This window comes from Ensifer adhaerens (assembly GCF_000697965.2).
In the GTDB taxonomy this organism is placed as follows: domain Bacteria; phylum Pseudomonadota; class Alphaproteobacteria; order Rhizobiales; family Rhizobiaceae; genus Ensifer; species Ensifer adhaerens.
Genome location: NZ_CP015882.1, coordinates 1,379,342 through 1,400,272 on the forward strand (window position 1 = coordinate 1,379,342; position 20,931 = coordinate 1,400,272).

Annotated in this window: 14 protein-coding genes and 1 pseudogene; 8 read left to right on the plus strand and 7 right to left on the minus strand. The window is 57.3% G+C overall.

The window, feature by feature from the left end:
- Positions 1-831 precede the first annotated feature (831 nt).
- From FA04_RS33860 to FA04_RS33870, 3 genes are all read right to left on the minus strand, one after another.
- Entirely contained in the window at positions 832-1,134 is a 303-nt protein-coding gene (locus tag FA04_RS33860; RefSeq protein ID WP_034800027.1) for a DUF982 domain-containing protein, read from the minus strand.
- A gap of 114 nt (positions 1,135-1,248) precedes the next feature.
- The gene (locus FA04_RS33865; RefSeq protein ID WP_051659528.1) at positions 1,249-1,656 is read right to left on the minus strand and encodes an Hsp20 family protein; all 408 of its coding nucleotides are present in this window, start codon (positions 1,654-1,656) and stop codon (positions 1,249-1,251) included.
- 204 nt (positions 1,657-1,860) lie between these two features.
- A complete protein-coding gene (locus tag FA04_RS33870) occupies positions 1,861-2,133 on the minus strand; it encodes an usg protein (protein ID WP_034799997.1) in 273 nt (90 codons plus the stop codon).
- A 278-nt stretch (positions 2,134-2,411) separates the two neighbouring features.
- Here FA04_RS33870 and FA04_RS33875 point away from each other — a divergent pair, with 278 nt between their 5' ends.
- From FA04_RS33875 to FA04_RS33885, 3 genes are all read left to right on the plus strand, one after another.
- Positions 2,412-2,726, plus strand: a complete 315-nt coding sequence (locus FA04_RS33875) for a co-chaperone GroES (protein WP_034799999.1) — start codon at positions 2,412-2,414, stop codon at positions 2,724-2,726.
- A 53-nt stretch (positions 2,727-2,779) separates the two neighbouring features.
- Positions 2,780-4,408 (plus strand): chaperonin GroEL, encoded by a 1,629-nt coding sequence (gene groL, locus FA04_RS33880; RefSeq protein WP_034800000.1) that lies wholly within the window; start codon positions 2,780-2,782, stop codon positions 4,406-4,408.
- Between the two features lie 109 nt (positions 4,409-4,517).
- The gene (locus tag FA04_RS33885; RefSeq protein ID WP_034800001.1) at positions 4,518-4,820 is read left to right on the plus strand and encodes a DUF982 domain-containing protein; all 303 of its coding nucleotides are present in this window, start codon (positions 4,518-4,520) and stop codon (positions 4,818-4,820) included.
- Between the two features lie 207 nt (positions 4,821-5,027).
- Here FA04_RS33885 and katE read toward each other — a convergent pair whose 3' ends face one another.
- The gene (katE, locus tag FA04_RS33890) at positions 5,028-7,175 is read right to left on the minus strand and encodes a catalase (RefSeq protein ID WP_051659524.1); all 2,148 of its coding nucleotides are present in this window, start codon (positions 7,173-7,175) and stop codon (positions 5,028-5,030) included.
- Between the two features lie 117 nt (positions 7,176-7,292).
- A complete protein-coding gene (locus tag FA04_RS33895) occupies positions 7,293-7,802 on the minus strand; it encodes a YciE/YciF ferroxidase family protein (RefSeq protein WP_034800002.1) in 510 nt (169 codons plus the stop codon).
- Between the two features lie 479 nt (positions 7,803-8,281).
- Here FA04_RS33895 and FA04_RS33900 point away from each other — a divergent pair, with 479 nt between their 5' ends.
- The 5 genes and pseudogenes from FA04_RS33900 to FA04_RS33920 all read left to right on the plus strand — a co-directional run bounded on the left by FA04_RS33900 (position 8,282) and on the right by FA04_RS33920 (position 18,294).
- Positions 8,282-9,445: a glycosyltransferase gene (locus FA04_RS33900; RefSeq protein WP_167550738.1), complete on the plus strand. Its 1,164-nt coding sequence runs from the start codon at positions 8,282-8,284 to the stop codon at positions 9,443-9,445.
- A gap of 39 nt (positions 9,446-9,484) precedes the next feature.
- Positions 9,485-11,827, plus strand: a complete 2,343-nt coding sequence (glf, locus tag FA04_RS33905) for a UDP-galactopyranose mutase (RefSeq protein WP_034800036.1) — start codon at positions 9,485-9,487, stop codon at positions 11,825-11,827.
- A gap of 8 nt (positions 11,828-11,835) precedes the next feature.
- Positions 11,836-15,014 (plus strand): annotated as a pseudogene (locus tag FA04_RS33910) (glycosyltransferase).
- On the plus strand, positions 15,011-17,326 hold the full coding sequence (locus FA04_RS33915) for a glycosyltransferase family 4 protein (RefSeq protein ID WP_034800003.1): 2,316 nt from the start codon (positions 15,011-15,013) through the stop codon (positions 17,324-17,326). The pseudogene FA04_RS33910 and the gene FA04_RS33915 overlap by 4 nt, the downstream one beginning before the upstream one ends.
- 86 nt (positions 17,327-17,412) lie before the next feature.
- Positions 17,413-18,294: a DUF72 domain-containing protein gene (locus FA04_RS33920; protein WP_034800004.1), complete on the plus strand. Its 882-nt coding sequence runs from the start codon at positions 17,413-17,415 to the stop codon at positions 18,292-18,294.
- 800 nt (positions 18,295-19,094) lie between these two features.
- Here FA04_RS33920 and FA04_RS33925 read toward each other — a convergent pair.
- Both FA04_RS33925 and FA04_RS33930 read right to left on the minus strand, forming a co-directional pair.
- On the minus strand, positions 19,095-20,093 hold the full coding sequence (locus FA04_RS33925; protein WP_034800038.1) for a YihY/virulence factor BrkB family protein: 999 nt from the start codon (positions 20,091-20,093) through the stop codon (positions 19,095-19,097).
- A 47-nt stretch (positions 20,094-20,140) separates the two neighbouring features.
- Complete coding sequence (locus FA04_RS33930) at positions 20,141-20,431, minus strand: hypothetical protein (RefSeq protein ID WP_034800005.1); 291 nt, start codon at positions 20,429-20,431, stop codon at positions 20,141-20,143.
- Positions 20,432-20,931 lie beyond the last annotated feature (500 nt).

The following is a 20,931-nucleotide window of genomic DNA, read 5'->3' on the forward strand; positions in this document are numbered from 1 at the left end:
CCGGCCGCTTCCGTTGCTCGGTCCGTCGAACCATCCATCGCGGCAGATTCAGCATGGTTCATTTCATCAAATGTCACGCGGTCAGATCAATTGAGCGAGTACATTTTGGACGGCCACACAGCTGGTCACGGAAGCGAGCCCGGGAGGTATACAGATCCTCTCTGGGGCGTGACGTCTTGTTCCCCATCGCAAGCACCACGTCCGGATGATTACCGTATTGCAGTTCAGCGACGAGGACCTTCTGATGTGCCCACAACTCCCGCATCTCGTGGACGTCGGTCGACGTTCCGAGCCACTCGACGATCCAGCCAGTTTCATTTCGAACCGGCGCGGCTCGGGAACCAGCGGTACTCGTCGAACCGTGCACGACAGATGGGTGGCTCAAACTCAAGAGGTCCCTTGCTTGGGACTGACCTATCGATCAAGCAGAGCCGTCAATCGATGTGAGACGGGTGCAGCCCCCCACTCTCGCCGGCCCTCTCTGCTCGAACGACCTGTCGCTTGCTGAGGGCTGGAACCAGTTATTCCCCAACGCGGTTTGACAAGCGGCGACGGATACAGCTCTGCTCTGCAACCGAAGTCGCCCCGTCCAGCTGCTGTCGGGGCGAGGTAAGGAATCGTGCAGAGGTGCCCAAAAGCCACTCCGCTCGTACGAGGGTTCTGACTGGTTTCTACGGAGGTTGATTTCTCGTCTCCTACCCGGTCGCGTCGGCGACCGGGTCGATGACCCTCGTCTCTCACATGCCACTCCTGCGGCTAAAGCAGTCTGGCGCACGAGCGGCCTCGAGAAGTGGGGAGTCGGGCGCTTCGGGTTGCCCGGATTATCACATTCTAAATTGGGGAATGGTGGCCACCAGCATCGGGTTTGGCGCCGAACGGCCGCTCGGCATCTGTCGACATTCCAGCGTCTCGGCAGGCCTCAACGAACGCTTCGCGGGCGATGGCAACCGGCGTCATTCGGTTAAGCGCCCGACGACATGTTTGAACCGCCCTATTGTGCTTGCGGCCTCTATAAATAGTCCATTCGCCTTCCAGGAAATCGAGAACGTCGTTGACAGACGCAAATACCTGCCGCGTGCCGTCCTTCATCTGAACCGAGATGGGTGCCATGAGCAGTAGTTCGGGATTAAGCATGGTGATCTCCCTTCGCCTTGATGCCATACAAAGACTTTTCAACGGCCGCGCCAGGCACGGTGCCGATCTCAAAAGCCGGCGGCGCAGATGGGATGCTCGCATCCATCGCTGGCGCTAGAAGATGGTGCCTTTCGGCGAAGGCGACGAAAAGGCCGCGAGATCGATCTCTAGAAGGCCGTTGTTCAGATCCGCGCCCATCACTCGGACGTGGTCGGCAAGCTCGAACCGATGCTCGAACGGTCGGCCGGCGATCCCGCGATGCAGATAGGCTTCGGAAGAGGTCTCCTGCTTCTTGCCGACGACCGTCAAAAGATTGGTTTGAAACGTGATATCGAGATCGTCGCGAGTAAAGCCGGCCACCGCAATCGAGATCCGGTAGCTATCGTCACCGGTCTTGGCAATGTCGTAGGGAGGCCAATCACTGATCGAACGAGCGCGCTGCGCGTTTTCGAGCAAATGGAAGAGCCGGTCGAACCCGACAGTCGAACGGAACAGTGGTGCGTAGTCGTAAGTTGTTGCCATAACCATATCCTCCTTGAGCAACATGGGTACGGAAGCGCCGAAAGACGACGCTTCCAGCAAGGCCAGCCCTACACGAGCGGCTGGCGGCAAGCGATTTGGTTAGGATGGACCGCAGTTTCAAGGGCCCATAACAAAAAAAATCGCGTGCGCATTTCGACGTTTTTAAACGACTGCATCTGCAGACTCAAAACCCCAACAGAGGGCTCAGTTCAGTCGGAACTCGCCATCCACGCGTCGCCATTCATTCGGGCCGATCAGATGGTGATGCGTATAGCGAACGGAATGCAGCGGACCGTCAAGATTGGCTTGCCAGAAATCGAGGAATTTCTGCATCTCAGGAAACTCGGGAGCAAGATCGTAATCCTGCCAGATATAGGTCTGCAGAACGGATTCGAAATCGGGAATGCGGTAAAGGATATGCGCGGTGGTCAGTCCGTAGCCGTTTATTTGACGCTCGAAATCCGATGAATATCGCATGTTTCATCTCCGTTGCCTCAACAAGCGCCAAGGTGGCGCAATTGTTCGCGGTCATCAACGAAATTCTAAACGGCAAGGAGGCTTTGTTGTTCCTTTACAGCATGTTAGCAGCCGCACGATGCGAGTGCTGATTTTTTTGATTTCACCCCTTGAATTCGAAAAATTGTGAAACCAGATGATTTGCGCAAGACGCTCATTCGAGGTTTTGCACCCGTCTGGACTGTCCGGTCCGGTGATGGGGGAACAACGTCAATAGTGTTTGTCCATTGGAGGAAAACATGTCTTTCCGACCGCTGCATGATCGCATTCTCGTCCGCCGGGTTGACTCAGAAGAGAAAACCAGGGGCGGCATCATCATTCCTGATACGGCAAAGGAGAAACCCCAGGAGGGAGAAGTCGTTTCCGTCGGACCTGGCGCACGCAATGAAGCGGGCCAAGTCCAGGCGCTCGACGTCAAAGCAGGCGACCGTATTCTGTTCGGCAAGTGGTCAGGAACCGAGATCAAGATCAATGGGGAAGACCTGCTGATCATGAAAGAAAGCGACGTCCTGGGTGTCCTCGAGGCCCAAGTCGAGCGCAAGCAGGCAGCTTAAGCCCACACCATAAATCCATCAGTCAACTAGCTGCCTATTGAGGAGTTAAGGAAATGGCTGCGAAAGAAGTCAAGTTTCATACCGATGCCCGTGAACGCATGCTGCGTGGGGTCGATGTTCTTGCCAATGCCGTCAAGGTGACGCTCGGCCCAAAGGGGCGCAATGTCGTTATCGACAAGTCTTTTGGCGCCCCTCGCATCACCAAGGACGGTGTCTCGGTCGCCAAGGAAATCGAGCTGGAAGACAAGTTCGAGAATATGGGCGCGCAGATGCTGCGCGAAGTCGCCTCCAAAACCAACGATCTCGCCGGTGACGGGACGACTACGGCCACTGTGCTTGCGCAAGCGATCGTCAAGGAAGGCGCGAAGGCCGTTGCTTCGGGCATGAATCCTATGGATCTGAAGCGGGGCATCGACCTTGCGGTTGACGCGATAGTGAGGGAACTCAAGACAAACGCCCGCAAGATCTCCAATAATTCGGAGATCGCCCAGGTCGGCACCATCTCGGCCAACGGCGACGAGGAGATCGGCCGCTACCTGGCTGAGGCGATGCAGAAGGTGGGCAATGAAGGTGTCATCACCGTCGAGGAGGCCAAGACTGCAGAGACTGAACTCGAAGTCGTTGAGGGCATGCAGTTCGACCGCGGCTATCTCAGCCCGTATTTCGTAACCAATGCGGACAAGATGCGGACCGAGTTTGACGATCCCTACATCCTGATCCACGAAAAGAAGCTTTCCAACCTTCAGGCCATGCTGCCCGTTCTCGAAGCGGTGGTGCAATCCAGCAAGCCGCTGCTCATCATCGCTGAAGATGTGGAGGGCGAAGCGCTAGCGACGCTGGTCGTCAACAAGTTGCGCGGCGGCTTGAAGATTGCAGCGGTCAAAGCTCCGGGCTTCGGCGATCGCCGCAAAGCCATGCTTGAAGATATCGCCGTTCTCACCGGCGGCACGGTTGTCTCCGACGACGTCGGTATCAAGCTTGAGAACGTCACCCTCGACATGCTCGGTCGGGCAAAGAAAGTTGCGATCGAGAAGGAGAACACAACGATCATCGACGGCGTTGGCGCCAAAGCTGATATCGACGGCCGTGTCGCACAGATCCGCGCCCAGATCGAAGAAACCACGTCCGACTACGATCGCGAGAAGCTCCAGGAGCGTCTGGCCAAACTCGCCGGCGGTGTTGCTGTCATTCGAGTGGGCGGGTCGACTGAGGTAGAGGTGAAGGAAAAGAAAGACCGCGTCGACGATGCGCTGCATGCCACCCGAGCGGCCGTTGAGGAAGGTATTCTTCCGGGCGGCGGTGTCGCGTTGCTGAGGGCCGTCAAGGCGCTCGACGATCTGCCTTCGGCCAATCGAGACCAAAAGGTTGGGATCGAGATCGTTCGGCGTGCGGTCGAGGCCCCGGTTCGCCAGATCGCTGAGAATGCTGGCGCAGAAGGCTCAATCATCGTCGGCAAGCTGCGCGAGAAGACGGACTTCTCCTACGGCTGGAACGCCCAGACCGGAGAATACGGTGATCTTTACACCCAGGGCGTGATCGACCCGGCCAAGGTCGTGCGCACAGCGCTCCAGGATGCTGCCTCGGTCGCTGGCCTCCTGGTAACTACCGAGGCGATGATTGCAGAAAAGCCGAAGAAGGACGCCGCGCCAGCACTACCGGCCGGCCCTGGCATGGACTTCTAAAGCGATGGTTCAGGCCCGTTCTCACGGGAGCGGGCCTGACGACTCCACCGATCGGCCCCGCCGGCTGGTCCACAGGTTGGTGGTGCCGCAGCTATTAAGTGAGGTAGAAATGCAAATGAAGATGTTTGACCGGCCACTTTACCTGCGTGAAAGGAAGGATCTGATCCTCGAAATCACAAACCTAGACGATGCGATCGATTTCCTTGAGGAGTGGTCCAAAGGAGACCGTGACATCATTCACGACGCAACCCTGAAGACGTGCTACCTCGCCCACGACGGACATAAGCCCCTTCAGGTGGCGCGAGACGCACTGCGCGCCTTCGCGAAGAAGAAGGGTATACTCGTGAAAACTCCCGCGGTTGCGCCGTGGATGATCAAAGCAAAGTCCGGCGGCGGGCGACTCTCGCCTTAAACCAACCTTCCCGCGAGAGGCTGCGAGGCCCGCTGGCGTCTAGCACGGACGCTTTTTCCCGAATTAAGGATATGGCCGTCGGACGGTTCGCTGTCCGGCGGCGGAGGAAGCGTCAGGCTGAACGGGTAACCTGCCGGCTTCGGGGTGGAGAGCAGATGGTTTGCCCGGGTCCCTTGTTTGGCGCGCGGGATCTCAGCGAGCCTAGTCTTAGTCTAGAGGCGACGACGCTTTACCCAGCTTCACCGACGGTTCTCGGGCCCAGACGCGCAGCTTGCCGAGCGTCGAGACGAAATCGGATATTCCCTTTTCGCCTGGAAGCTCGATTGTACCCTCATCGAGGCCATCGGCGATCCCGGCTTTTTCGATCAACGGCATCGCCGAGGGGTCGTAGCCGATGAACTTGCAATGCTGGAAGGCGTCCGCCACGAAATCGCGGGCGGTGGCTTCCTTTACGAGGTCGTCGATGGCGTCAGCCGAAGTCAGCAGGACGACGGCGTCGAACAGCACGGAGGGACCGCCATCGATCATGTGATGTGCTTCTATCCAGGTCCCGTCCGAGGCCGTAGCGCGCCCGACCTTCGGAGCGACAAGTTCGCAGGCCCCCTTTTCCTTGGCGACCGCCGCCGTCAGGCCGTTTAACAACGCTGCATCCAGACCGTCGGTGATCAGGATGCCGAGCTTGCGGCCCTCGAAGCGTTTCGGTCCGCGTTCCACGATGCTGAGCGCTGGGGACGGTTCAAGATCCTGCCGTGTTGGCATGGCCGCATCAGCCGGGCTTGGCATCGAATGGAAGCCGAGCTTCTGGGCAACGGCGGTTGCTAGCGTTTCGTCGATATTGAGGAGATGGGACACCATCCGTTCGCGGATAGCCGGCGTTTCGACCTTGCTCAGCTCGAATGTCAGCGCGGCCGCAATGTGGCGTTGCTCGGGAGCGGTCTGGCTGATGTAGAATTGGCGAGCCTGGCTGTAGTGGTCGGCAAAGCTCTCCGGCCGTAGCCGCGCCTTCGTCCCTGTCTCTTCGGCGGGGAAATGCCGGTAGCCGCTCATCGGCGATTCCCGTGGCCCCTCCGCAAAGGAGTTCGGCTGGTAGTTCACTCTACCGATCGGATTGCGCATAGCCATGTGGCCATCCTGCTGGAAATGCGCGAAGGGACACTTCGGCGCATTAATCGGAAGATGGGTAAAATTGGGACTGCCGAGACGTTTCAGCTGCGTATCGAGATAGGAGAAGTTACGCCCCTGTAGGAGAGGATCGTTACTGAAATCGATGCCAGGCGGAACGTTCTGCGTCATGAATGCTACCTGCTCGGTCTCGGCAAAGAAGTTGTCCGGCATGCGATCAAGGACGAGCCGTCCAATCGGCTGGGGCGCCAGGACCTCCTCGGGAATGATTTTCGTCGGATCAAGCACGTCGAAATCAAAGCTGTCTGCAAATTCCTGATCGAAAAGCTGAACCTGCAATTCCCATTCCGGGAAATTGCCCGACTGTATTGCCTGCCAAAGATCGCGGCGGTGAAAATCCGGGTCGGCGCCATTGATCTTCACCGCCTCGTTCCAGGCTACCGACTGGAGGCCCAGCTTCGGCTTCCAGTGAAACTTAACGAAGGTCGACTCGTCCTTTGCATTGACGAGGCGGAAGGTGTGAACGCCAAACCCTTCCATGAACCGGAACGAGCGGGGGATCGCGCGATCCGACATCACCCACATGATCATGTGCATGCTTTCCGGCGTGAGGCTGATGAAGTCCCAGAATGTATCGTGGGCAGATTGCGCCTGGGGAAAGGCGCGGTCCGGCTCGGGCTTCACCGCATGAATAATATCGGGAAACTTGATTGCATCCTGGATGAAGAAGACAGGAATGTTATTGCCTACCAGGTCCCAGTTGCCCTCCTTGGTGTAGATTTTTACCGCGAAACCGCGGACGTCGCGGGCAAGATCAAACGACCCCTTGCTGCCGGCAACTGTGGAAAAGCGGACGAACGCCGGTGTCTTCTCACCTGCTCGCTGAAAAACATCAGCCCGGGTATAGGCGGCGAGCGACTCGTAGGTTTCGAAATAGCCGTGCGCTCCATAGCCTCGAGCGTGGACTACCCGCTCGGGGATCCGCTCATGGTCAAAGTGGAAAATCTTTTCACGGAAATGAAAGTCGTCAATCACAAGCGGACCGCGTGGCCCAACGCGCAGGGAATTTTGGTCGTCGGCAACGGGGCCGCCCTGAGCGGTGGTCAGGACGGGCGTATCGTCTTCCGCGATCTGGTGAAGCTCGCCTCCTTCCCAGCGGCGCACCTTTTGATCATGGATCGTCACAGTTTCCCGCTGCTTCAAGGTCGACTTTTCTTGAGATTTCTTGGCCATGGGGCGAACTCCGTTGTTTCGAATTGATTGGCCGGGTCACTACGCGGAGAGTGCGCACTTGCCTGTGCCGGAATGAAAAAGCCGCCGTTCACGGCGGCTTCTCCATGTCGAGTTGGACTACTCGGCGGCCTGCTTGGACGCCTTTAAGTTTGCCGCAGCTTCGCCCAGTGCCGTCAGCTTTTGATCGGTGGCGATCTCCTCCTGGAGATTGGCGTCGAGCAGTGGAACGGCTTCATCGAGACCAAGCTGGGCGGCCCATGATTTGAGCGTCCCATAGCGGGCAATTTCATAGTGTTCGACCGCCTGGGCCGACGAGATGAGGCCGGCATCGAGGGCGGGGCTGTCACGGTACTCTTCCATGATTTCTTCGCCTTCGGCGAGGATGCCTTGGATGGCTTCACATGTCTTACCCCGCAGAGGTTTTCCGATAATCTCAAAAACCTGCCCCAGCCGCTCGATTTGACCTTCGGTCTCGTCCCGGTGCTTGAGGAAGCCAGCTTTGCCTTCTTCAGAGCGCGCAGCCCGTGCCATCTTTGGGAGCGCCTTGAGGATTTGCTTTTCCGCGAAATAGATGTCCATGAGGGTATCGTGGAAGAGATCGCTCAGGACTTTCGTCTTGGTAGCCATTTGGTGGCCTTTCTCTCATTTCGAGTTGAACTACGTCAGTTCACTCTTTGAACAGTTCACAGGTGAGGGTCACCAAGTCATCAATCCGCATGATCTCAGACCACACCAAACGTTGTGGCGCCGGCTATGTTCCGGTTTCTGTGAAAAGGAGCGTCGAAAACTCGCAGTGCCAAAGATCGGCGACGCAGTGAACTCATTCTTTCTTTCTGCAAGATGCCTTTTTCCTTCTGACGATCCCGTGTTCAGGGACGTTTGAAGTTCGGCTTTCGTGAGCAGAATCGGCGCCACCAATGGGAACTCGATTGACACCGGTGGTCCCGAATAGACGGGTTGGGAAATTTAAGTTGGCCAAAACTGGAACAAACAGTGTGCCCGGCGGTTCCAAGCCGAGACTATTAGATTCCTGACAAATACAACTCCGTTTCCCCAAACGCGGTGGTCGTCAAGACGTTCGCGAATGTAGATGTGCGAAGTGAGTAATGCGAAAGATTGTCGTCATCAGTGATTTCCAGGACGGCTGGCCACCGGTTTCAACAGTCCCGACTAAGTCAGAGCGCTTGGCGGCCTGGGCATCGACTTTCGCGGATGATTTGGCTGCTCGGCCAACCGCAGAAGACAATGTCGAGGTAAAGGGTAGCTATCTCGAACGAATGCCAATTGCCTGCGTAGCCGATGGCCTAGTCGATCGGGCGGAGATCTGGAGCCATTGGCTGGCCAGCGGCCCCCCACCAACGGTAAGAGAAAGTTCCTTCCTGACACGGCGCTCGTTCCACCTCGACGGTAACACCCCTCCGTTTTCGTCGGACGACATGCTTGCTCATATCGAGATCTATGGCGCTCCGGATATTCTCTGTGTCTGGGGCCTAGGGGTCGATGAGGAAATCCTGCAGGCTTGTCGAAACAGCTTCAAAATCTATAACTCGATCGACGCGCCGGCGTTGCGGGTCCCTTTCGCCACGAGCCGCCACTTCGATCTGATCCTGACCGGATCAGAAGAGCAGAGCCGCGAGGTCGAGGCGTGTCACCCGGGCAAACGCACCGCGGTCCTTCCGATCGGTCCGGAATTTGCAGCACCGTCGATGTTCTACCCAATCGAGGGGGCCAAGCCTTACGACATAATTTATGTAGCCGCCGCGCAAGCCTATAAGCGTCACGATGTCCTGTTTCACGCGCTCGCCAAGATGCCGAAGTCCGTGCGCGCACTTTGCGTTTTCGGCTACGGCGATCGATCGGATCAGTTGCGTCAACACGCGGCGGAATTGCAGATTGATGTCGACTTTGTCGGACCTCCAGGCGTCTCCTTTGCGGAGGTCAACAGGTTGATGAATCTCGCTCGCATGGGCGTGGTGTGCGGGGTCGATGACGGGGCCCCGGCGGTCCTCACCGAATACATGCTCGCAGGTTTGCCTGTACTTGCCAACGCCGAACTGCGATGCGGCCAGCAATACATAACCCCGCAGACCGGCGCGACCGCAACGTCGGACGAGTTTCATATTGCTATTGCCCAGATGTTGTCGCGGCTTACCGACTTTAGTCCGCGCGACGCAGTCCTCCGATCTTGGACTTGGCCACACTCCATCAAGAAACTTCGCCAGCTCATTCGAGCCGAACAGTCAGCAAACAAGGAGGCGCGCGTCAATTGAAGTTGTTCGGGCCTACGAACATCTCAGCGCGGAATGAGTATGGATGTTCTAACCGCAGATCCGAAGAAAAAAGAGAGTTCTTCTAATGCTCGCGCGCCGGTGATTTGTTTTTCACACCTGCGGTGGGATTATGTCGTGCAGCGGCCACAACACCTCATGAAGCGGTTTGCTCGCGACCGACACGTCTACTTCTTTGAAGAGTTTATTGCGACAGACCACCATCTGGCCTATCTGGAAATCCATCCTTTCGCGGGCACGACCGTAAAATCCGTTAGGCCCCGAATTCCCAGGGAATGGACCGAGGCACAACGAAACACGGGTTTGGCCGGATTGCTCGACGAGCTTCTGGACCTTGTTGGTCATCCCAAGCCAGTCCTGTGGTTCTACACACCAATGATGTTTCCATTTGCCCGGCATGTCGACGCGGCCGCAATTGTTTATGATTGCATGGACGAACTTGCCAACTTCAGATTCGCGCCGGCAAATATGGTGAAACTGGAGCGTGAGCTGATGCATCGGGCTGATGTGGTCTTCACAGGTGGCCATAGCCTCTACGACGCCAAGCGCCTCCTGCATGACAACATTCATCCCTTTCCCTCCAGCGTGGATGTGGGGCACTTTCGGTCGGCACGCACGGTGCCGATCAGCCCACCGGACCAAGCGGATCTTGCTGGCCCTGTCCTCGGTTTTTGCGGAGTCATCGATGAGCGTCTTGATCTGGAACTGATAAGCGTCTTGGCGGCACGACGGCCGTCCTGGTCAATCGTTCTCATTGGTCCGGTGGCCAAGATCAGGGAAGAGGATCTTCCTCGCGCACCCAACATCCACTACCTCGGCCAGAAGGACTACAAGGTCCTGCCTGCCTATTTCTCTGGGTGGAACGTGGCTCTAATGCCGTTTGCCATGAATGAGGCCACCCGGTTTATCAGCCCGACAAAGACCCCGGAATACCTGGCAGCCGGGCTTGCCGTGGTCACTACGCCGGTTGTCGACGTCGTGCGTCAATACAAAGACATCAGCGGGGTCTTCTTTGCATCCGATGCGAGCGAATTCGTTGAGGCATGCGAAGCCGCAATGAATTTAAAGCCCCGGTCAGGAAAATGGCTGAAAGGCGTCGATGAATTTCTGTCGACGGTCTCATGGGATGAGACTCACCGGAAAATGGACGGATTGGTGCAGGAAGCGGCTGAAACAAATCTGCGCTCGATATCGCCCATTTCGCGAAAACCGGCAAAAATGAGATCTAAGCGCCGTGCTTATGATTTTTTGATTGTCGGCGCCGGTTTTGCTGGGGCAGTCCTTGCCGAGAGGCTGGCAAACAAAGGCAAGCACAATGTGCTCGTCTGCGATCGGCGATCCCACATCGCAGGCAATGCGTACGATTTCTACAACGAACATGGCGTTCTTGTTCACAAATATGGCCCGCACATCTTCCACACCAACAGCGAAATGATCTTCGACTATCTTTCGCGCTTTACCGCGTGGAGGCCATACGAACATCGCGTGCTTGCTGATGTAGAGGGCAAGCTCTTGCCGATACCGATCAATCGCACAACCCTCAATGGGCTGTACGGACTTGATTTGAAGGACGACGACGCGGCTGCCCAGTACCTCGCCTCCAAGGCGGAGCCGATGGACCGGGTGCGCACTTCGAAGGACGTCGTTATCGCGCAGGTCGGATTGGATTTGTACCGGACATTTTTCGAGGGCTATACGCGCAAGCAATGGGGACTGGATCCTTCTCAACTCGACAAGGCAGTTACCGCCCGCATTCCTACTCGCACGAACACCGACGATCGCTACTTCCAGGACACCTTCCAGGCGATGCCAAAGGAGGGCTACACGAAGATGTTTGAGAATATGCTGGATAGCGATCGCATCGATATTCGGCTCAACACCGACTTTAGAGATGTCCGGGATGAGTTCCCCGGCACGCATATCATCTTCACCGGACCGATCGACGAGTTCTTCAACTATCAGTATGGTCGGCTTCCTTACCGGTGCCTGCGGTTCGAACACACGACCTACGACCAGCGGCGAATTTTGCCCGTCGGGGTCGTGAATTTTCCCTCTGAAGAGATTCCTTACACGAGAGTGACCGAATTCAAGCACATCACCGGGCAAGTCCATCCTAAGACGAGTGTGTGTCACGAGTACGCGTGTTCAGCCGGAGACCCTTACTATCCGATCCCAAGGCCCGAAAATCAGGAGCTCTACAACCAGTACGCGCTTCTTGCACGCTCGCGCAGCGATGTGACCTTCGTCGGACGACTGGCGAGCTACCGCTACTACAACATGGACCAGGTTGTGGGTCAGGCACTTTCGACTTTCAAGCGATTTGCGGCCAGGGACACGGCGGACCATAGCTCGGGTGTTCGATGAGCCCTCTCATGAAGCCAAAACAAAAGCTCGTCATTGCGACCGATAGCTGCGATGCATCGGGCATGGGTGCCCACATGCTTATTCTCGGCGAGGGGTTGAGCGAACACTTTGAAGTTACGATGGTGTTGCCGCGAGGATGCGAGGGCAACCTTGCTTCGAAAGCCTTCGCGCTCGGCTTGGCGGTCAAAGAGTTCGACGACATCGCCGAGTGCGGCTTGTGGCTGAAATCGGTCGATGCCGATCTTATTCATGTTCACGCAGGCATCGGCTGGGAAGGCCATGGGCTCGCACACGCCGGAAAAGTCGCAGGTGTTCCGGTTATCAGAACGGAGCATTTGCCGTTTCTCCTCACCGAAGGAGAACAGAAGGCGGCGTTCTTCGAGGGCCTTGGCTTCGTCGAGCGACTGGTTGTCGTCTCCCCCGCGGCGCGGTCGACTTTCCCCAATGAGAGCGTCGATCCAAACAAGATCAAGGTTGTCCGAAACGGAATTCCACCGCTTCGCGATGGCATCGAGGTGCGGTCTGAGTGGGGTTCCCAACGATCAAACACCCTTATATCGATCGCGCGCTTCACACGGCAGAAGGACCACCTGACCTTGGTCAGGGCGATGCCTCGCGTCCTGCAACAATTCCCCAATGCTGTGCTGCTACTGGTGGGTACGGGTCCTGAAGTCGGCAATGTGAAGGATTTGGTCGCAGAGCTCGGACTTGAACGCTCTGTGTTGTTTGCAGGACAGCGCAACGACATAGCCTCGCTGCTGGCATCGGCGGACGTTTTCGTTCTCTCATCGCTGTTCGAAGGGCTGCCGCTGGCGGTTCTTGAGGCGATGTCGGTGGGGGTCCCTGTCGTTGCGACTGCGATCGGAGGCACGATTGACGCTCTTGGAGACGAGCATCCCTTCCTTGTCGAGCCCAGCAATCCGGAAGGGCTTGCTGAGGGGATTATCTCCGTCCTAGCCGATCCGGCAGGGGCAGCTCGCACGGGAGAGGCGCAGCGACGAAGGTTCAAGCAACAATTCACCGCAGCCCGGATGGTCGAGGAGACCGCAGAAATCTACCGATCCGTTCTCCATTCAGCGGTCGCCAACGAAAGAGAGCATCGAACCATGAAACGCACGCGCATCGGTTTTATTGGAGTGGGCGGGATCGCGTCCCGCCATCTCGATATTTTGGCGGAATTCGACGACGTGCAACTCGTAGGCTTTGCCGATCCCGCCATCGAACGGGCCCAGCATGCGGCAGGCCGATTTGGCGCCAGAGCCTTTACTTCCTCTGCCCAGATGCTGGGCGAACTGGAACTGGATGCCGCCTATATCTGTGTCCCCCCATTTGCGCATGGCGATGTCGAGCGAGAGCTCATTTCGGCTCGGATTCCATTTTTTGTCGAGAAGCCAATCAGCCTGCATCTCGATCTTGCCAGGGAGCTCGCCGCGGGCATTGCTGCGGCCGGCCTGATTACCGCGGTGGGCTATCACTGGCGATACCTCGACACCGTCGAGGAAGCGCGCCGATGCCTGGCTGAGAACCCTGCGCAACTTGTTTCGGGCTACTGGCTCGATCAGACTCCACCCCCGAAGTGGTGGTGGAAAAAGGAGACATCAGGCGGGCAAACCGTCGAACAGACGACCCATATCGTCGATCTCGCCCGTTATCTTGTCGGCGATATCGTCCGGGTATTCGGCCAGACGACGCATAGAAAAAGGGATGACTTTCCTGATCTCGATGTTGCCACTTCGAGCACGGCCAGCTTTTTATTCGCAACAGGTGCAATCGGAAACATTGCGTCCACGTGTGCCTTGAAGTGGGGGCATCACATGGGATTGAACCTCTTTGCAGATGGCTTGGCGATTGAACTGACAGACCATGACATCATGGTGGATGTCGGGGCGGGGAGGCCGGTGCGCCGAGCCGACGGAGACCCGGTGCGGCTGGAGGATCGCGACTTCGTCGATGCGGTGCGGGGCCGCGAAAATCGCATTCGTTGCCCTTACCATGAGGCGCTCGCGACCCACCGCATTGCTTTAGCTCTGAGCAAGTCTGCCGAAACCGGTCAGCCCATCGACCTCCACAACTTTTAGGAATTGTGCCGATGTTCAGCCGCACCATAAGATCCCTCGGCGTCGAGCGCCCTGGCAAAATGTACTTCCTGGAATATGAGGAAGAGGCGCCAGCCGACGGTCACGTACAGCTCGACACACTCTTTACCGGGTTTTCGGCCGGGACCGAGTTAACGTTCCTCAAAAACACCAACCCCTACTTTCACTCGCGCTTCGACCGCGAGCGGGGGGTTTTCATAGCGAACGAACCTGACCTGTCATATCCCGTTCCCTTTCTAGGCTACATGGAGGTGGCACGGGTCGCAGACACGAACGCCGCCGGCTACGCAACAAACGATATCGTCGCTGCAACCTACGCCCACAAGACCGGCCATGTAGCCGACCCGTTTTGCGACCTTCTCGTCCCACTTCCCACCACGATCGATCCGTTGCTTGGCATCTTCGTCGCACAAATGGGCCCGATAGCTGCCAATGGCATTCTCCATGCCGATGCCGATGCGTTCGGAACGGCACTGCCCTTCCTGGGGTGCGGTGTCATCGGTCGACGCGTATTGGTTATCGGAGCTGGGACCGTAGGCTTGCTCACAGCGCTCTTTGCCAAGACCCTTGGCGCTTGCCAGGTCCTCGTCGCGGATCCGTCACAGTTCCGCCGAGAAAAGGCAGAGGCGATGGGCATTCAGGCAATGTCAGAGGAACACGCCTGGCAACACGTGAAGACGCACTGGCACGACGGCGCTGCAAGCCGCGGAGCCGATATCGTGTTTCAGACCCGGGCCCATTCGGAAAGCCTTAACGTCGCACTCAAGGCCGTACGACCCCAGGGGAGCGTGATTGACCTGGCATTTTATCAGGGTGGAGCTGACAGGCTGAGATTGGGTGAGGAGTTTCACCACAATGGCCTTAACATACGCTGCGCGCAGATCAATCGTGTTCCACGCGGTCTTTCATCGCATTGGAGCCAACGCCGGCTTGCGGGCGAAACAATCGACCTGTTGGCCCGTGAGGGCGAACTGATCAAACAGCACATGATCACCCATGTGATCCCCTTCGAGGATGCTCCGGAGTTTCTTTCGGATCTGCTGCAGCGGAGGTTTGAGTTCTTGCAGATCGTCTTCAAGGTGGGGCCATGACGGGATCATGCCGCCCCAAGACCGTCCTCTTCGTCTTCGGCTGGTTGGTGGTGGGAGGAGAGGAAACCGAGGTTCGTCTTCTTGCGGCCAATATCGACCGTTCGCGCTACAAAATCGATGTGGTCGCATGTTTGCACAAGGACGGCATGCCCGCGCAGACGCATCAGCAGCTGCGGGCTTTGGGCATCGAAGTGGACACTGCGCCCTATTCCATGTCGCTCGAAGAGACCGTTGCCTATCTCGCCGACAAAATTCCTTCTTATGACGTGGTGGTTTCATGTCAGAATGTTGCAGACATTTACCCGGCACTTGAACGGCTGCACATTCGCCCGCCGTTGATCGAGCATGGTGGCCTGGTCCTGGAAGCTTTGAGCGGACCGAAACATTTGACCAGTCGCTATGTGGGTGTCTGTCGCTCCATTCGCGACGCCGCCGCGTCTCGAATGCCTGGGCGGGAATGTGATGCCCGAGAGATCCCATCTATGGTCGATCTCAAGGAGTTCGAGCCGAGCCGGCGGTCTGCAACGCGCCGGCAACTCGGCATCTACGACGACACGATCCTGGTCGGGTGGGTAGGGCGTCTTGATGCAAAAAAGAATGTCGAGACCTTCATCGAGGCGGCCGCGATTATTCACGCACAAGATCACACCATGCGCTTTGTGATCGTGGGAGGACCAGATGCATTCATGCCCGAGTATGCGCAGCATCTGAAGGCTCTGTGTAGCAAGCTTGGATTGGATGCCGTCTTGAGCTTCCTGGGTGACCGGGTCGACGTCGCGGACCTGCTTGCAGCGTTCGACGTGTTCGTCTGGCTTTCGCGGGATGAGGGCATGCCCCATGTCATTTCTGAGGCTGGGGCCGCCTGCCTTCCGGTCATTGCAACGGCCGACAACGGTTCACGACAACAGATCAAACACGGCCTTTCTGGCTATTTTGTCGGACATGACGATCCACTAGCAGTGGCAGAGGCCGTCACAATGCTTGCCGGATCGCCGGAGTTGCGCGCCAGCTTCGGTCTACAGTTGCGTTTGCATGTAGAGAAGACTTACAGCGTCGAAGCGGTGGTTCCGCAGTGGCAGGCGCTTTTTGACGAAGTCCTTGAGGAAAGGACGCCGTGCGCTCCGACCGGACTGTTCCAGTCTTTCTTCCAAGGAGGCTTTGAATGTTCCACCCACCGCGTCCGACCAAGGGATGGGGTGGGCCGGGGTCGGCGCCTGGATATGATAGCCTCGATAAAACACGAACAATATGCGGAAAATGATTACCGTCAGCTGGCGAGCCATCATATCCGCAGCGTACGGGATGGTTTTCGCTGGCATCTGGTCGAGCAACTGCCCGGAACATATGACTGGAGCAGTGTTTTACCGTTAATGCGCGCAGCGCGCACCACCGGAACGCAGGTCATCTGGGATCTTATGCACTACGGCTGGCCCGATGATATCGATATATGGTCGCCTGAATTTGTGAGACGGTTTGCGCGTTTTGCGGGGGCTGCCGCAAAACTCCTGCGAAGCGAAATCGCGGCCCCGCCGTTCTTCGTGCCTGTCAACGAAATCTCTTTCTTTTCATGGGCGGGTGGAGATGCTGCTTACCTCAACCCTTGGGCAGGGCGCAGGGGCTTTGAGCTCAAGGTGCAGCTTGCGCGCGCCTCGATCGCGGCGATGGATGCTATTCTTGAGGTCGAGCCTCGGGCCCGATTTGTCCACTGCGAGCCGGCCATCAATGTTTTGGCCGATCCCGAGCGACCAGGCGATCGACTTGCTGCTGAAGGCCATCGATTGGCACAATACCAAGCCTGGGACATGATTTCGGGACGCTTGTGGCCCCAGTTGGGAGGCGCGGAAAAGTATCTCGATATCATCGGCGTCAACTACTACCATAACAACCAGTGGATCCACGGCGGCCCGACGATCGACGTCGAACACCCTCTCTACAAACCATTCCGCAAAATTCTTGTCGAAACCTACGCTCGATATGGCAGGCCAATGCTGATCGCAGAGACGGGTACTGAAGGCGATCGCCGGTCCGATTGGCTGGCATATGTCGGCGAAGAAGTCAGGGCTGCCATGATGTGGGGAGTGCCTATAGAGGCAGTATGTCTTTATCCTATTGCCAATCATGCGGGCTGGGATGACGGTCGCCCTTGCGACAATGGCCTTTTGTCAGCTGAACCAACGCCACCTCTTCGCAATGTTTACAGGCCGTTGGCGGATCAGTTGTTCCATCAGGTCAAAACGATCGAGGCATTTCTTCAAGAAATTGCAAACAAACATGATGCTCCGCCCCGGAGTTCGCGTGCTTCACGGATGTAATGGCGCAAAGATGGATAGGTGTTTGGAAAGCAGGGACCAAATCCCGTCTCGAGACTTTCTGACCAGGGAAAACGGCGGATTGTCAGATGGTGGAGCGCTCTTCGGAAGAACTTGCAGAACGTCGCGCCCGTCGCGCGCAGCGCCGACAGAGGCAGCGGCTTGCGAATATAGGCCGGGCCGAAAAGATGCATGCGTTGAGATTGGCGCTGGGGACGAATGGAGGCGCGCTCACCATTCCGCGGGACCTGTTACACGGCCTCCATATCGGCTGCTCGGGTTGGTACTATTGGCACTGGAAAGGACAGCTTTATCCGGCAGATATTCCTTCGAGCAAGTGGTTTCCCATCTATGCCCAGCAGTTCCAAACGGTGGAGCTCAATGCGCCCTTTTATTCATGGCCGACGATCGCCGCGGTGAGGAATTGGCTGCGACAAGCAGGACCGAATTTTGTTTACACGGTCAAAGTCTGTGAGCTCATTACCCACGTCAGGCGCTTCGACGACACCAGCACCTTGGTCAAGGACTTTGGCTACATAGCCGACGTTCTCGGCCCCCAGATGGGCTGCTTTCTGTTTCAATTGCCTCCAAGCGTCCGTTACTCCGCCGAGATGTTGCACACCATACTGGCTCAGCTTGACCCTTCCCGTCGAAACGTTGTGGAGTTCCGCCACAAGAGTTGGTGGAATGACGACGTCTTCGACGCTTTTGAGAAAAATGGAACTATTTTCTGCTCCTGCAGTGGCCCTCGGCTGCCCGACGCCCTCGTGAAGACTTGCGATGACATCTATGTGCGGTTTCACGGGCCATATCAATGGTATAGGCACGATTACAGTGACGCCGAACTGAGGATATGGGCGGAACGCATCCGCCAAAGCGGAGCGAAAACGGTCTGGGCTTACTTCAACAATGATCGTGATGGTCATGCGATCAAGAATGCCAAGCGCCTGTCGGAGCTGCTGCTCGAGTAGACCCCCTTTGATCAGATTTTGCCTATAGCCCTATCTGGCTTGCCATCTCTATCGGAAACATTGGAGGGCCGCTGTGCGACCCCCCTTCACGATCTGGGACTATATGGCCTGTATTTTGGGGTCGAGCGGTGAGCTCCACCAGGACCTCCCGCCCGGGGCCTCCGACAATTGCCGTTCGTAGCAATGAGGCAGTTGACCGCCCCTGCGGGCATTCACTCAGCGCCTGAGATCGGCGCCGGGAAGGAGCTTGATCAAAGTGGCACGACGGAGAAGGCCCACAAAAGAGCGAGGTTCGCAGATGCGCCAGGATCTACTGAGAGGCGCGCCGCGGCGGCTTGCGTTTGCCGGGTATGCGCTAGTGCATCGGCCTCACGAAGCAGGAGTTTGCGAACTCTCGGACTTGCTCGCAGACCGGCCGCGGAAATCGAAGGGCACAGCTAACCCGACGTTGGGCGGAACCGGCCATTCGGCTTCGTGTCGGAGCAACGGCAGGATCCCTAACCACGGTTCACCCTGGACTTGTGCACGCGCTTCCCGGAGGGCGGATGACCTGGGAGATCGCGCATTCATAGCGATGAGCGAACGCGATGTGCCGCGGCTTGAGGTTTCGTCGAAGTGCGAACGCCGAGCGCACTGGTGTCGGTGTCACTATAACGGAGCTGAGCACGCGCCACAACGTCGGTCGTTGGAGCGTTTCTTGCTGACGGTGCGCACACCCGACCTTCAGAGTGATCGGCTCATTCGGGTCTGCAGATCCCCGCCTCGGAGAGCGGTGCGCGAACCGACGTGGCTTTACGCGCCTAGTCGGCAGCTTTGCCGAGTGTGTCAGCAACGTAGGCGCCGCGTTCACCCATCGGGAGGGGTATACCGGTGGTGGAGTCGACGACTGTCTGGTGTTCGAGCTCCGCGTTAATCAGAGCACCTATGATGAGGATAACCGTCGAAATCCATACCCACATCATGAAACCCACTAGCGCGCCGAGAGCGCCGTAAGTCGCGTTGTAGTTCGCGAAATTCTGCAAATAGAAGGAAAAGAGCCATGAGGCGGCGAGCCACATAAACGTGCTGAATAGGACACCCCAATTGAGCCACCGTAGCTTCGCCCGCTCGCGGCTCGGCCCGTACCGGTAGATCGAGGCCGTGCCGATAGCGACGAGGAAGAGGATCATCGGCCACCGCACCGTCCTCGTCAGGATTTCAGTCCACCGATCGAGCCACAGATACGCCAGCAAGGCGGGAATGACGCCGATTGCCACGATCAGGACCACCGCAAAAAGCAACCCGGCGAACGTGAATGCGAGACAAAGCAGCGTCCGGGTGACGAATGTCCTCTTCTCAGTTTCGCCATAGGCGACGTTCATGGCATCAAAAAGCGCCGAAATGCCATTGGCAGAACTCCAGAGCGAGATGAACAGGCCGCTGACGAAACCGAAACTAAGCGTTGTCGTCTTCTGGGATGTCAAAGATTTCAACTGGTCCGAAATCAAAGCGTAAGACCCGGGTGGCAACAGATCGTCCAGCACGCTCATATGGGTTCCGATGTCGATGGGATCGGCGATGAAGCCGTAAAAGGACACGAGGGCAGCAAGAGCGGGAAAGAGTGCCAACAGAAGATAGAAACTCACCCCCGCCGCGATCAGGAAAACACGCTCCTCGAACATTTCTGAAACAACACGCCAAAAGACATCGCGAATGCCTTTCGGCGGTATCTCTTCAGGCGTTGAAGCATTTCGCCCCCTGCCCGGTTCCACGGCTTCCCTTGACTTCGTCACATCGACCTCTTGCCGCTTAAAAGTTATCGCCTCTGCGATTTCTTCATCCGTCAATCTACGGATGCCAAGCCCCCTTAATCGTCATCGAAAAAATCAAATGTCTGCCTGCGTCGGGAGACAAGACGAAGAGAGCGATCCGGCTGAATGACATAGATCTCAGAAACGCGCCGACCGAATTGGTCTCGAAACTCGTGTGGCACGATGCTGCCCACAGGTGCTTTCGTCAGCTTGGTGCGAGGCTGGCCGCGATAGGTGATGCTACCGGGTATCGGTTCTAAGTTTGGCGAGAAGCCGTAAGTCGCGACGCCGGCGGTGCATCCGCCGAGCGAAACGCTGACAATGACCGCGGCAACTGAATTCCGCATCGTCTTTTTCCTTGATCTGGGCAGGCGGGCATCATCGCTCGACTGGCATTGGCCGCAAATCCGATAAGCGCGCTAAAAGACGGAAAGTTCCAATCGGCCCCGGACAAGTATCCCAAGCCTATGTGATGGAGTACCTCGCGCGCCGCTTTTTGATTCGTTGATTCCCATAATTGGCTCCTCTCTCAGGCCAAAACCGGCGAGAAGCTTGAACGTTCCGCAGGGCGCTCGTCGCTTTCGCCCCCAAGCGGACGCTTCCGCGCTTGTCGAGCGTAACTGCTGGAAGGGTCTCATGCCGCCGCTATCCCTCCGTGTGGCTTTCTTCGACCATTGACGGGCGAGAATTCGCCAAAAGCGCCGAAGTAAAATTCCCACGTTGCGCCGACGGGAGACACAAATGGACGAAGTCCTGCGGACGTGATGATGGCCAGAATGGGCGGCGTGACAGGGCGTCGGACGTGTTCCGAATGCTAACCCGTGGGGCCCACGATTTGTTGGGGGAG

What these genes read in the sequence shown, in the direction of transcription:
- FA04_RS33860 (WP_034800027.1), bottom strand. Translation starts at nt 1,134, where the DNA reads ATGCTTAATCCCGAACTACTGCTCATGGCACCCATCTCGGTTCAGATG.
- FA04_RS33865 (WP_051659528.1), bottom strand. Translation starts at nt 1,656, where the DNA reads ATGGCAACAACTTACGACTACGCACCACTGTTCCGTTCGACTGTCGGG.
- FA04_RS33870 (WP_034799997.1), bottom strand. Translation starts at nt 2,133, where the DNA reads ATGCGATATTCATCGGATTTCGAGCGTCAAATAAACGGCTACGGACTG.
- FA04_RS33875 (WP_034799999.1), top strand. Translation starts at nt 2,412, where the DNA reads ATGTCTTTCCGACCGCTGCATGATCGCATTCTCGTCCGCCGGGTTGAC.
- groL (WP_034800000.1), top strand. Translation starts at nt 2,780, where the DNA reads ATGGCTGCGAAAGAAGTCAAGTTTCATACCGATGCCCGTGAACGCATG.
- FA04_RS33885 (WP_034800001.1), top strand. Translation starts at nt 4,518, where the DNA reads ATGCAAATGAAGATGTTTGACCGGCCACTTTACCTGCGTGAAAGGAAG.
- katE (WP_051659524.1), bottom strand. Translation starts at nt 7,175, where the DNA reads ATGGCCAAGAAATCTCAAGAAAAGTCGACCTTGAAGCAGCGGGAAACT.
- FA04_RS33895 (WP_034800002.1), bottom strand. Translation starts at nt 7,802, where the DNA reads ATGGCTACCAAGACGAAAGTCCTGAGCGATCTCTTCCACGATACCCTC.
- FA04_RS33900 (WP_167550738.1), top strand. Translation starts at nt 8,282, where the DNA reads ATGCGAAAGATTGTCGTCATCAGTGATTTCCAGGACGGCTGGCCACCG.
- glf (WP_034800036.1), top strand. Translation starts at nt 9,485, where the DNA reads ATGGATGTTCTAACCGCAGATCCGAAGAAAAAAGAGAGTTCTTCTAAT.
- FA04_RS33915 (WP_034800003.1), top strand. Translation starts at nt 15,011, where the DNA reads ATGACGGGATCATGCCGCCCCAAGACCGTCCTCTTCGTCTTCGGCTGG.
- FA04_RS33920 (WP_034800004.1), top strand. Translation starts at nt 17,413, where the DNA reads ATGGTGGAGCGCTCTTCGGAAGAACTTGCAGAACGTCGCGCCCGTCGC.
- FA04_RS33930 (WP_034800005.1), bottom strand. Translation starts at nt 20,431, where the DNA reads ATGCGGAATTCAGTTGCCGCGGTCATTGTCAGCGTTTCGCTCGGCGGA.